General features: G+C 32.7%; 11 protein-coding genes. 3 read left to right on the top strand and 8 right to left on the bottom strand.

Annotated features, from left to right (window positions below):
- Nucleotides 1-218 precede the first annotated feature (218 nt).
- Nucleotides 219-1,163, bottom strand: coding sequence for a nuclease-related domain-containing protein (locus LQ694_RS08835; protein WP_218696768.1), 945 nt, complete (start codon nucleotides 1,161-1,163; stop codon nucleotides 219-221).
- 94 nt (nucleotides 1,164-1,257) lie between these two features.
- Nucleotides 1,258-2,595 (bottom strand): glucose-6-phosphate isomerase, encoded by a 1,338-nt coding sequence (locus LQ694_RS08830; protein WP_218696769.1) that lies wholly within the window; start codon nucleotides 2,593-2,595, stop codon nucleotides 1,258-1,260.
- Between the two features lie 210 nt (nucleotides 2,596-2,805).
- Here LQ694_RS08830 and LQ694_RS08825 point away from each other — a divergent pair, with 210 nt between their 5' ends.
- Nucleotides 2,806-4,008, top strand: a complete 1,203-nt coding sequence (locus LQ694_RS08825) for an argininosuccinate synthase (protein WP_058611867.1) — start codon at nucleotides 2,806-2,808, stop codon at nucleotides 4,006-4,008.
- Nucleotides 4,005-5,378, top strand: coding sequence for an argininosuccinate lyase (argH, locus tag LQ694_RS08820; protein ID WP_218696770.1), 1,374 nt, complete (start codon nucleotides 4,005-4,007; stop codon nucleotides 5,376-5,378). The genes LQ694_RS08825 and argH overlap by 4 nt, the downstream gene beginning before the upstream one ends.
- A gap of 46 nt (nucleotides 5,379-5,424) precedes the next feature.
- On the opposite strand, the gene LQ694_RS08815 is transcribed toward argH, so the two are convergent.
- From LQ694_RS08815 to LQ694_RS08790, 6 genes are all read right to left on the bottom strand, one after another.
- Nucleotides 5,425-6,669: a Glu/Leu/Phe/Val family dehydrogenase gene (locus LQ694_RS08815; RefSeq protein ID WP_048540128.1), complete on the bottom strand. Its 1,245-nt coding sequence runs from the start codon at nucleotides 6,667-6,669 to the stop codon at nucleotides 5,425-5,427.
- Nucleotides 6,670-6,777: 108 nt separating this feature from the next.
- The gene (locus LQ694_RS08810; protein ID WP_049319830.1) at nucleotides 6,778-7,968 is read right to left on the bottom strand and encodes an ornithine--oxo-acid transaminase; all 1,191 of its coding nucleotides are present in this window, start codon (nucleotides 7,966-7,968) and stop codon (nucleotides 6,778-6,780) included.
- Nucleotides 7,969-8,038: 70 nt separating this feature from the next.
- Complete coding sequence (pruA, locus tag LQ694_RS08805) at nucleotides 8,039-9,583, bottom strand: L-glutamate gamma-semialdehyde dehydrogenase (protein WP_058591479.1); 1,545 nt, start codon at nucleotides 9,581-9,583, stop codon at nucleotides 8,039-8,041.
- A 245-nt stretch (nucleotides 9,584-9,828) separates the two neighbouring features.
- Complete coding sequence (gene ygs, locus LQ694_RS08800) at nucleotides 9,829-10,209, bottom strand: S1 domain-containing post-transcriptional regulator Ygs (protein WP_048540132.1); 381 nt, start codon at nucleotides 10,207-10,209, stop codon at nucleotides 9,829-9,831.
- Nucleotides 10,210-10,607: 398 nt separating this feature from the next.
- Nucleotides 10,608-10,814, bottom strand: coding sequence for a hypothetical protein (locus LQ694_RS08795; protein WP_049319828.1), 207 nt, complete (start codon nucleotides 10,812-10,814; stop codon nucleotides 10,608-10,610).
- An 83-nt stretch (nucleotides 10,815-10,897) separates the two neighbouring features.
- Nucleotides 10,898-11,491: a peptidylprolyl isomerase gene (locus tag LQ694_RS08790; protein ID WP_048540134.1), complete on the bottom strand. Its 594-nt coding sequence runs from the start codon at nucleotides 11,489-11,491 to the stop codon at nucleotides 10,898-10,900.
- A gap of 76 nt (nucleotides 11,492-11,567) precedes the next feature.
- On the opposite strand from LQ694_RS08790, the gene kapB reads away from it, so the two are divergent.
- On the top strand, nucleotides 11,568-11,945 hold the full coding sequence (gene kapB / locus LQ694_RS08785; RefSeq protein ID WP_058611870.1) for a sporulation phosphorelay system protein KapB: 378 nt from the start codon (nucleotides 11,568-11,570) through the stop codon (nucleotides 11,943-11,945).
- Nucleotides 11,946-12,075 lie beyond the last annotated feature (130 nt).

The following is a 12,075-nucleotide window of genomic DNA, read 5'->3' as shown; positions in this document are numbered from 1 at the left end:
CGATAAATGTGTAAATAGAAAAGTAAATTGACATCATACAAAAGTCGTATCTTTAGGAATGAGAAGTAATTCATTAGTTGTTAGGGGGAATATTGGAAGGGAGTTGGTTAGGAAGTGAGTATCGGGTGGTAAATTATTTATCGGTCCATATTTCTCGTTTCTGGACCGGTAAATTATTTATCGGTCCATATTTCCCGTTTCTGGACCGGTAATTTATTTTATCGGTCCATATTTCCCGTTTCTGGACCGGTAAATTTTTTTATCGGTCCATATTTAGTACTTTTTCTATTACCGCTTCTTATAAAGTACTTATATAGTATTCTCTTGATGGAACTTCTGTAGACCCCTGTCCATATTTCTGCTTCTTTTACTGAAAATGGTGCGCCTTTTAATAAATATAATTCTTCTAATGATTGAATAATGATATTCGTTCTATTCAATGCTTTCTTACAATGATGACATTTCAAATATTTTCGCTTATTAAATAATTCATCTACTCGAATCAACTTTCGACAGTTTGTACATCGAACGCCTCTTTTTAAATCTTTATATTCAATATTCAAATTTGGTATTTGATTTGTATTTAAAAATGGTTCGTGTAGGCTTTTTAGTTTACAGTATATCCATTTATTCTCTTCATATTTAAAGTTTTGTGATACCATATCTTTTATTTTATGTAGCTCACTTTTTAAAATAATATTCATTCGTGATCGTAAATCACCATGTAACGTGAAAGTTGGATGTATAAAAACAACATAGCTTTCTACTTTGCGTTTTAATTTATATTTCTCAACGATTCTTTTTAAGCCTTCTTGAGCGACTTCATATTGATTAATAAGATCTTTAGATACAAAGCCTGTACTTCTAAATAGTTTGTGATTTTCAAAATAATAGTCACCTGTATAATTTTTAATTTCAAATTGGATGATGGCATCGTCTGTTATGACTACAAAATCAAATTGAATGTGATTATAATTTTTAATCTGTAAATCATATAGCCACCATTCTGCCCCATAGCTTTCAAGTATTTGAGCGAATACTTTTTCGCCTTCGTACCCTTGCTTTGTGACTTGGTATTGTTCATCTATATTTTCAGGTAACTCATCCACCCTATTTTGCAATGCATCAATATAAGTTAAAAATAAATTTTTACGTATTTTCATAAAATATCACTCATTTCTTCAAAAAATTCAAATTCAAAATAAAAAAAGTCCTCCAAATTAAATTTGGGGACTTTTTTCTAAAATACGTTTCATATTATAGTCTATCTTCTAATTCTTTTTTCAAGTCTTCGAATCCTGGTTTACCAAGTAATGCGAACATATTTTGTTTGTATGCTTCAACACCTGGTTGGTTAAATGGATTCACACCTAACATATAACCACTCATTGCACATGCTAATTCGAAGAAGTATACAACATAACCGAATGTATATGCATCTAATTTAGGAACTTTAACAACTAAGTTTGGTACACCACCATCTGTATGTGCTAATAATGTTCCTTGGAATGCTTTCGTATTAACGAAGTCAACTGTTTCACCTGCTAAGAAGTTTAAACCGTCTAAATCATCTTTGTCTTCTTCAATTGCAATATCATGTTTAGGACTTTCAACTTTTACAACTGTTTCAAATAAGAAACGACGTCCTTCTTGTACATATTGACCAAGTGAATGTAAGTCAGAAGTGAAATTAGCACTTGATGGATAAATACCTTTAAAGTCTTTACCTTCAGATTCACCGAATAATTGTTTCCACCATTCACTGAAGTATTGTAAAGCTGGTTCGTAGTTGATTAACATTTCTGTTGAATATCCTTTTGCATATAAGATATTACGAATTGCTGCATATTGATAAGCAATATTGTCATCAAGTTCTGAAGATGATAAATCTTCACGTGCAGCAGCAGCACCTTTCATCATATCTTGAATATCAATACCACTTGCTGCGATTGGTAATAAACCAACTGCTGTTAATACTGAATATCTACCACCAACATCATCTGGTACGACAAATGTTTCGTATCCTTCACCAGTCGCTAAATCTTTTAAAGCACCTTTTTCTTTATCAGTTGTAGCAAAGATACGGTTTTTAGCTTCTTCTTTACCGTATTTTTCTTCTAAAATTTTCTTAAATATTCTAAAAGCTACTGCAGGTTCAGTCGTTGTACCTGATTTAGAAATAACGTTAATAGAGAAATCTTTACCATCTATATACTCAATCAAATCATGTACATAAGATGAAGATAAATGATGCCCTACAAATATAATTTGAGGATTCTCACCTTTTTCATAATTAGCAAATGTAGAATTTAACATTTCAACTGCTGCACGTGCACCTAAATATGAACCACCAATACCTATAACAAGTAATACTTCAGATTGTTCTTTGATACGTTTAGAAGCAGCTAGAATTCTATCGAACTCTTCTTTGTCATAATCTACAGGAAGGTCTACCCATCCTAAAAAGTCGCTACCTGCTCCAGTCTTTTCATGTATAACATGATGTATATTTTTTACTAGTTCACGTGATTGTTCTAACTCATGTTCACCAAAAAATGTTAAAGCTTTTTTATAATCAAATTGAATATGTGACATAATATCCTCCTATGTAATCTATATTTAATTTCAACAACGTCTTTATTTTACTCTAGTTTTCATAGGCTTTCAATTGAAATGCAACGATATACCTTTACATGCATAAATATTTAAAATAACTATTGAACATTCATTCCTAATATGATATTGTATGTTTATCGATTAAATATACAAAATATTAAATATTAATACAAAAGTGAGGTTTTTTTAATGACTAACAAAGTTGTATTGGCATACTCAGGCGGATTGGATACGAGTGTTGCAGTAAAATGGCTAATTGAAAAAGGATATACAGTAATTGCATGTTGTTTAGATGTTGGTGAAGGTAAAGATTTAGAACTAGTTAAACAAAAAGCTTATGATATGGGTGCAGAAAAATCATATGTAATAGACGCAACAAAAGAATTCAGTAAAGATTTTGTTGGTTATGCAATTAAAGGTAATACAATGTATGAAGGTAGTTATCCACTTGTTTCTGCATTGAGTAGACCACTTATATCTAAGAAATTAGTTGAAATCGCACAAGAAGAAGATGCGATTGCAATAGCACACGGATGTACTGGTAAGGGGAATGACCAAGTACGTTTTGAAGTAGCTATTAAAGCATTAGCGCCTCATATTAAAGTATTAGCGCCAGTACGTGAATGGTCTTGGAGTCGTGAGGAAGAAATTGATTATGCTAAAAAACATAACATTCCAATTCCTATCAATTTAGATTCTCCATATTCAATTGACCAAAATTTATGGGGTCGTAGTAATGAGTGTGGTATTCTTGAAGATCCATTTGCGACACCACCAGAAGATGCATATGATTTAACGAAACCAATTGAAGAAACACCTGATACACCAGAAGAACTTGAAATTGTATTTGAAAAAGGTTTACCTATTTCAATCAATAATAAATCATATCCGTTAGATGAATTAATCTTACAACTTAATGAAATTGCTGGTTTACACGGTATCGGCAGAATCGATCACGTAGAAAACCGTTTAGTTGGTATTAAATCACGTGAAGTATATGAAACACCAGGTGCAAAGGTTATAATGGAAGCACATAAAGCATTAGAAACGATTACTTTAACAAAAGACGTTGCACACTTTAAACCTGTTATCGAAAAACAATTAGCTGAACAAATATATAATGGATTATGGTTCTCACCATTAACAGATAGCTTAAAACAATTTATCGATTCTACACAAACTCAAGTAACAGGTACAGTACGTGTTAAACTATTTAAAGGAAATGTAATCGTTAATGGACGTAAATCTCCATTTAGTTTATACAATGAAGCACTTGCAACGTACACTAAAGAAGACGCATTTAACCAAGAAGCAGCTGTAGGATTCATTGAAATCTTCGGTTTACCTACTAAGGTTAAAGCATTATTAGAAACAGAGGGTGTTTTAAAATGACAAAAAAAGCATGGGGTGGAAGATTCGAGTCTAACCCTGAATCATGGGTAGATGCATTTAATGCATCTATCCATTTTGATAAAAATTTAATTGATCAAGATATTCAAGGTAGTATTGCACATGCAACAATGTTAGCGGAGCAAAATATCATCAAAACAGAAGAAGCAGACCAAATTATTCAAGGTTTAAAAGATATCCAAGACGACTATTATAACGGTAATCTTGAACTTTCTGAATCACTTGAAGATATTCATTTAAATATTGAACATGCATTAATACAGAAGATTGGTCAAGTGGGCGGTAAATTGCACACTGGTAGAAGTAGAAATGATCAAGTTGCAACGGATATGCACCTTTATACAAAACAACATATTCAAGAGATTCTTACACTTATAGAGTCTCTTCAAAAATCAATTCTACTTATTGCAGATGAACATGTGCATACCATCATGCCAGGATACACGCACTTACAAAGAGCGCAACCTATATCTTTCGCGCATCATATCATGACTTATTTCTGGATGTTAGAGCGTGATAAATCGAGATTTAATGATAGTTTAAAAAGAATCGACATCAGTCCACTAGGTGCTGCAGCTTTAAGTGGTACAACCCATCCTATTGATAGACATCGAACACAAGAACTTTTAAACTTTAGCAGTTTATATGAAAATAGTCTTGATGCAGTTAGTGATCGTGATTATATCGTAGAAACTTTGCATAATATTTCATTAACGATGGTTCACCTATCAAGATTTGCTGAAGAAATTATTTTCTGGTCTACTGATGAAGCTAAATTCATTACACTATCAGATAGTTTTTCTACTGGATCATCGATTATGCCGCAGAAGAAAAACCCTGATATGGCAGAATTGATTAGAGGTAAAGTTGGAAGAACAACGGGTCATTTAATGAGTATGCTTGTTACTTTAAAAGGCTTACCATTAGCATATAATAAAGATATGCAAGAAGATAAAGAAGGTCTGTTTGATGCCATTCATACTGTTAAAGGCTCATTGCGTATTTTCGAAGGTATGATATCTACTATGCAAGTGAATAAAGAGCGTTTAAATGAAACAGTGCATAAAGATTTTTCTAATGCTACTGAGCTAGCTGATTATTTAGTAGAACAAAATATACCATTTAGAGAAGCGCATGAGATTGTAGGTAAAATCGTCTTATGGTGTATTCAAAATGGTAAATATTTATTAGATGTGCCATTAGAACAATATCAATCTTATAACGAACGTATACAAGAAAATGTATATGATTACTTGAAACCTGAAAACTGTTTAAACCGTAGAAAAAGTTATGGTTCAACAGGTCAAGAGTCCGTCCAACATCAAATTAATGTCGCTAAAAAACTCATATAATCAAAAAACACACCATGCAAAATGGTGTGTTTTTATTGGTTAAGGCTTATGCCCAACCTCTATATCTAGCCGCTTCAGCTGTACGTTTAATACCTACAATATAAGCTGCTAATCTCATATCTATTTTTCTATTTTCTGCTAAGTTATAAATTGTATCAAAAGCTTTAACTAATTTTTCACGTAGTTTTTCGTTAACTTCTTCTTCAGTCCAGTAATAACCTTGGTTATTTTGTACCCACTCGAAGTATGATACTGTTACGCCACCAGCACTTGCTAATACGTCTGGCACAAGAAGAACGCCTCGCTCACTTAATATTTTAGTTGCTGCCATTGTAGTTGGACCATTAGCTGCTTCTACTACAATTTCAGCTTTAATATCATTAGCATTATCTTCTGTAATTTGATTTGAAATCGCTGCTGGAACAAGGATATCACAATCAATTTCAAATAATTCTTTATTAGAAATTGTATCATCAAATAAATTTGTAACTGTTCCGAAGCTATCACGACGATCTAATAAATAATCGATATCTAAACCTTCAGGATCATGAAGTGCACCATAAGCATCTGAAATACCTACTATTTTAGCGCCTTGATCATATAAGAATTTCGCTAAAAAGCTTCCTGCGTTACCAAATCCTTGAATAACGACTCTTGAACCTTCGATTGTTTTTCCACGTCTCTTAGCTGCTTCTTCAATTGCAATAACAACACCTAATGCAGTAGAACGATCTCTACCTTGAGAACCACCTAAAACAATAGGTTTACCAGTAATAAATCCTGGAGAATTAAATTCATCCATTTGACTATATTCATCCATCATCCAAGCCATAATTTGTGAGTTTGTAAATACGTCTGGTGCTGGAATGTCTTTTGTAGGACCTACTATTTGAGAAATAGCACGAACATATCCACGAGATAATCTTTCTACTTCATGAATACTCATTTGTCTTGGGTCACAGACAATACCACCTTTACCACCACCATATGGTAAATCTACAATTCCACATTTTAACGTCATCCACATAGATAATGCTGTTACTTCTTCAACATCAACATCTGGGTGGAAACGAACCCCACCTTTAGTTGGTCCAACTGCATCATTATGTTGTGCACGATAACCAGTAAATGTCTTAACAGAACCGTCATCCATTCTAACAGGTATACGCACTGTTAATAATCTCATTGGTTCTTTAATTAAATCGTACATCCCCTCGTCAAAACCTAATTTATTAAGGGCTTCACCAATAATTTCTTGTGTCGATGAAACTAAATTTAAATTTTCGCTCATGATCCTCTTCGCCTCTTTTTTAAATACTTTTAATCTCTAAATAATTGTAACATAATTGATTATTTTTAAAAGGTCTTAAACGTTTTTTTGTAAACGTTATCAGATTTTTTATTTAAAAACAGACTTAACTTGATCAAGTGCCCAATCTAAATCTTCTTTTTCGATAATAAGTGGTGGTGCAAAACGAATAACTGTATCGTGAGTTTCTTTACATAACAGACCTAATTCTTTTAATTTTTCACAATATGGTCTTGCATCTTCAGTTAGTTCGATACCGATGAATAAACCTTTACCTCTTACTTCTTTGATTGATGGATGATCAATTTTTTGTAGTTCTTCTTTGAAATAAGTTCCTAATTCTAAAGAACGTTCAGATAATTTTTCATCAATTAGTACGTCTAATGCTGCAACAGATACCGCACATGCTAGAGGGTTACCACCAAAAGTAGAACCATGTGAACCTGGGTTAAATACTTCTAGAATTTCTTTATTACCAACGATACATGAAATTGGGAATACGCCTCCACCTAACGCTTTACCTAAGATATACATATCTGGTTGTACATTATCCCAATCTGTTGCGAATAATTTACCTGTTCTACCAAGACCAGCTTGAATTTCATCTGCAATGAATAATACATTGTTTTCATCACAAATTTCTCTAATTTGTTTTAAATAGCCGTCTTCAGGTACATTAATACCCGCTTCACCTTGAATAGGTTCAATTAATACGGCTGCTGTATTTGGTGTAATAGCAGATTTAATTTGTTCAATATCACCGAAATCAACAAGTTTGAATCCACCTAATAATGGACCGTATCCTCTTTGATATTCTTTTTCTGAAGAAAGTGAAACTGCAGCCATTGTACGACCATGGAAGTTACCATTCATCGCAATGATTTCTGCTTTGTTATCTTCTACACCTTTCACATCATAAGCCCAACGTCTTGCAGCTTTAATCGCTGTTTCAACAGCTTCTGCACCTGTGTTCATTGGTAATACCATTTCTTTATTTGCAAGTTTACAAATCTTTTCATACCAAGGACCTAATTGATCACTATGGAATGCTCGTGAAGTAAGTGTTACACGGTCTGCTTGATCTTTTAATGCTTGGATAATTTTCGGATGACGATGACCTTGGTTAACTGCAGAATAAGCAGATAACATATCTAAATAGCGATTGCCCTCTGGATCTTTAACCCAAATACCTTCCGCTTCTGAAATTACAATTGGTAATGGCAAATAGTTCGGCGCACCAAATGTATTTGTTTGTTCAATGATTTCTTGTGACTTTGTCATATTAAATCTCCTCCCATTAAAACAGTAGAGCATGCAAACGCCCTACTGTATTTTTATTATTTCAACAATATTATAACATTTCTGATGTCGTACGTCCTTGTAAGTGAAGTACTAAGTAGTCTGGTCCACCTGCTTTAGAATCTGTACCTGACATTTTAAATCCACCAAATGGTTGGTAACCTACAATAGCACCTGTACATCCTCTATTGAAGTATAAGTTTCCTACCATAAAGTCTCTACGTGCTTGTTCTAATTTAGAGCGGTTATTTGTAATAACGCCACCCGTTAAACCGTATTCTGTATCATTCGCAAATTCAATTGCTTGATCAAAATCTTTTGCTTTGCTGAAACCAACAACTGGTCCAAAGATTTCTTCTTGCATGACTCTATCGTCATGTTTTAAATCAGCAATAACAGTTGGGTTAACGAAATGTCCTTTTTCTTCGTCAGTTGTACCACCTGCTACTATACGGCCTTCTTTTTTACCGATTTCGATATATTTTTTAATTTTGTTTAATGAGTTTTCGTCAATTACTGGCCCCATATAATTAGCTTGATCAGTTGAATCACCGACAGTTAATTTTTCTGTACGTTCAACTACTTTATCTAATAATTCATCATAAATATCTTCAACTGCAATGACACGTGAACATGCTGAACATTTTTGACCTGAGAATCCAAATGCTGATTGTACAATTGAATCAGCTGCTAAATCTAAGTCGCCTTCTGAATCAACAATAATTGTATCTTTACCACCCATTTCAGCAATAACGCGTTTAAGGTGTGTTTGGCCTTTTTGAACTTTTGCAGCTCTTTCGTAAATAGAAACACCTACATCACGAGAACCAGTGAATGAAATAAGACTTGTATCTTTATGATCGATTAAATAATCACCGATTTCACTTGATGAACCTGGAATGTAGTTTACCACCCCTTTTGGTAAACCTGCTTCTTCTAAAACTTCCATAAATTTATAAGCGATAACTGGCGTTTTAGATGATGGTTTTAATAATACAGTATTTCCTGTTACGACTGGTGCTACAGTTGTACCAGCCATGATTGCAAATGCGAAGTTCCATGGTGAAATAACAACACTTACACCAACTGGTAAATAATTATATTTATTATATTCTCCTGGACGACTTTCTACTTTTTTACCGTCTTTTAATTCAAGCATTTGACGCGCATAGTATTCCATAAAGTCGATTGCTTCAGCAGTATCTGCATCTGCTTCTTTCCATGGTTTACCACCTTCTTTAGAAAGTAAAGCTGAGAATTCGTGTTTACGACGTCTCGTAATTGCTGCTGCTCTGAATAAAACGTCAGCACGGACACTTGGATCAGTATCTCTCCATGTTTTAAAGGCTTCTTTAGCAGCTTCCATTGCTTTTTCAGCATGTTCTTTGCTTGCTTTAGAAACTAATCCTACTGTTTCTTCAATATTTGATGGATTATATGAACGTGTTTTATCTTCTGTAAAGATACGTTCACCTCCAACAATAATTGGATACTCTTTTCCTAAATATCCTTCAACTGTTTTAAGACCTTCTAAGTAAGCAGCCTTATTCTCCTCTTTCGTAAAATCAGTAAATGGTTCGTGTTTGTATGGAATCATTAAAGTAAACCTCCCTATGTTTATACGGGGTATTAAGAAACCCCTTACATTCCTATAATGACACACTTTTATAGATTACTTCAAGCTATTTTTTTCTGAATTTTTACAATAAAAATAAGTTGTAAATTTACTTCAAATAAATATTCAAAAAGCCGTTTAAATGTTCATTCAATGAAGTGATTTTTCGTATAAAAAAAAGCCGGATTATCATGTAAGATATCCAGCTTATAAAGACGATAGATCATTTATTCGTCTTCAAAATGTTTATTTGATTGTTTAATCCACTTAGGCAACCTTTCTTCTAAAGGTTGAAACCCGTATTTTTCTGTCTCTCTAATTTCATCTAGAACTGAGCGCTTTTCTTTCTTACGTTCTTGTCTTTTGAAATATTCATTATCTTTAAGTGATAAATTCAACTTGCCATCCGCTTCAACTTTAATTATTTTAGCTTTTACTATCTGGCCAACACTAACAAATTGATTAAGGTTGTGCACGTAATCATTCATCACTTCAGAAATATGAATGAGACCTTCCACATGATCAGGGGTTTCAACAAAGGCGCCATATGGCTGAATGCCAGTCACTTTTACCTTTACAAACTGACCAACTTTATATTGTTTTCTCACTTTTAGAAAACCCCTTGTACTTGAAGTTATTAACTATTTCATCATAGCATAGTTATTTTTATTAAACCATTAATTTGATATATAATTCTGAAAATATTATGCATAAATATAAATCATCTATAAATTCATGAATTTATTATTAGAATAAGAAATAAGTATTCTATGGCGAAAATAGATTAATGATTCTTTATTTGTTGTAGGATTTGTATGGGGATTTTGTGAGATATGTTGGGCGCTAACGATCTTGTTTTCGTTTCTTGGACGTTAGAATTTCTAACGATCTTGTTTTCGAGTCTTGATCGTTAGCTTACCCTCAACTCAACATTAAATATAAAAAAGAGACTTCGACATGCATATGCCTCAGTCTCTTCCTATATATAGTATTCGTTTGGAATGCTTTATTTACTTTTATTGTTCTTTTTCTCCTCTTGCTCTAAATGATCCATTACTTGTTTTTCAAATGATTTCATTTTTTCTTCGTCTTTTTTAGATTTTTTACGGAACATCATAAATACGATATACGCCAAAATCATAAATAATATCAACGTAGCAACAGCAGGAATATATTCTAATTTATTATCTGGAAAATAAAGAAATTCCATCATAAGCCGACCACTCCCTTAGCAACTAAATTATACCAAAGATTGAGTCGAATGCATTGATTTTTTTATGACAATTGAATGTCGATTTATTTTATAATTTCAATTGTTTCAATTACTACGTCTTCAACTGGTTTATCGTTAGCGCCAACTTTAACGTTTGCGATTTCTTCAAGAACTGATTCACCTTCAACAATTTGACCAAATACAGAGTGTTTTTGGTCTAACCAAGGTGTACCGCCTTTTTCTGCATAACGATCAACGATTTCTTCAGGCCAACCACCATCTTTAAGTTGAGATAACATATTTGCTGGTACTTCTTTCATTTGTACAATGAAAAATTGTGAACCGTTTGTGTTTGGTCCAGCATTAGCCATAGATAACGCACCGTATAAGTTAAATGCTTGTAATGAGAATTCATCTTCAAAAGCACTTCCATAAATACTTTCGCCACCCATACCTGTACCAGTTGGGTCTCCACCTTGAACCATGAAGTCATTGATAACTCTATGGAAAATGATGCCATCATAATATTTTTTCTCAGCTAAACCGATGAAGTTTTCAACAGTTTTAGGTGCTAATTCAGGAAATAACTTGAATGTCATGTTTCCTTTAGTTGTTTTAATTTCTACAACTCTTTCACCTTCTAATATTTCATTTGTTAATTGAGGATAGTTTGTCATTTAATATTCTCCATTCATGTTAAAATAATTACAATAGTGATATCATAACATAATTTTTTAGAAAGGGGATATCAACATGTATTATCAATTTCCACATAAAACAGGTCAATATGTCGTAGAAATAGTTGAAGAAAAAGGAGACCAGTTTCTTGTTAAAGTATTAGCTGTTCTCAAACATCCTAGACAAGGAGATTTGCATAGTCCAAATGAAGTTGAAAATGTCTTTTTCCATGAAAGAAAAGCTTTAAGCCAATTCGAAAAAAGATATACAACTGCACAGTTTTTAAAAGACTATCCGCACGATGTTCCGAACTATATTGATTCATTAAAAACATCATTAGCTGAACTTGAAGAAAAAATGATTAAAAGAAATAATGATTATAGTGAACAAGCTTTGAAGTGTATTGAACAATTAAAAATAGATTATTCACGTCAATACAAGGCAAATTTTTAGTAAACTTAAAAAAAATTATAAAAATTTATAACGTGTTTCTTCATATTTAAAAATAGCCTAAAAATTCTGAAAGATTGACTTGATAGTATTTTCAAGCATTAACTTTATTGTGTATAATAATATTTATAAG

It is taken from the genome of Mammaliicoccus sp. P-M58, assembly GCF_022386165.1.
GTDB lineage: Bacteria > Bacillota > Bacilli > Staphylococcales > Staphylococcaceae > Mammaliicoccus > Mammaliicoccus sciuri.
Note: the sequence above shows the minus strand (reverse complement) of the source record. Positions and strands in the feature narration are given on the sequence as shown.

What these genes read in the sequence shown, in the direction of transcription:
- LQ694_RS08825 (WP_058611867.1), top strand. Translation starts at nt 2,806, where the DNA reads ATGACTAACAAAGTTGTATTGGCATACTCAGGCGGATTGGATACGAGT.
- pruA (WP_058591479.1), bottom strand. Translation starts at nt 9,583, where the DNA reads ATGATTCCATACAAACACGAACCATTTACTGATTTTACGAAAGAGGAG.
- LQ694_RS08830 (WP_218696769.1), bottom strand. Translation starts at nt 2,595, where the DNA reads ATGTCACATATTCAATTTGATTATAAAAAAGCTTTAACATTTTTTGGT.
- LQ694_RS08790 (WP_048540134.1), bottom strand. Translation starts at nt 11,491, where the DNA reads ATGACAAACTATCCTCAATTAACAAATGAAATATTAGAAGGTGAAAGA.
- LQ694_RS08835 (WP_218696768.1), bottom strand. Translation starts at nt 1,163, where the DNA reads ATGAAAATACGTAAAAATTTATTTTTAACTTATATTGATGCATTGCAA.
- LQ694_RS08815 (WP_048540128.1), bottom strand. Translation starts at nt 6,669, where the DNA reads ATGAGCGAAAATTTAAATTTAGTTTCATCGACACAAGAAATTATTGGT.
- kapB (WP_058611870.1), top strand. Translation starts at nt 11,568, where the DNA reads ATGTATTATCAATTTCCACATAAAACAGGTCAATATGTCGTAGAAATA.
- LQ694_RS08795 (WP_049319828.1), bottom strand. Translation starts at nt 10,814, where the DNA reads ATGATGGAATTTCTTTATTTTCCAGATAATAAATTAGAATATATTCCT.
- argH (WP_218696770.1), top strand. Translation starts at nt 4,005, where the DNA reads ATGACAAAAAAAGCATGGGGTGGAAGATTCGAGTCTAACCCTGAATCA.
- LQ694_RS08810 (WP_049319830.1), bottom strand. Translation starts at nt 7,968, where the DNA reads ATGACAAAGTCACAAGAAATCATTGAACAAACAAATACATTTGGTGCG.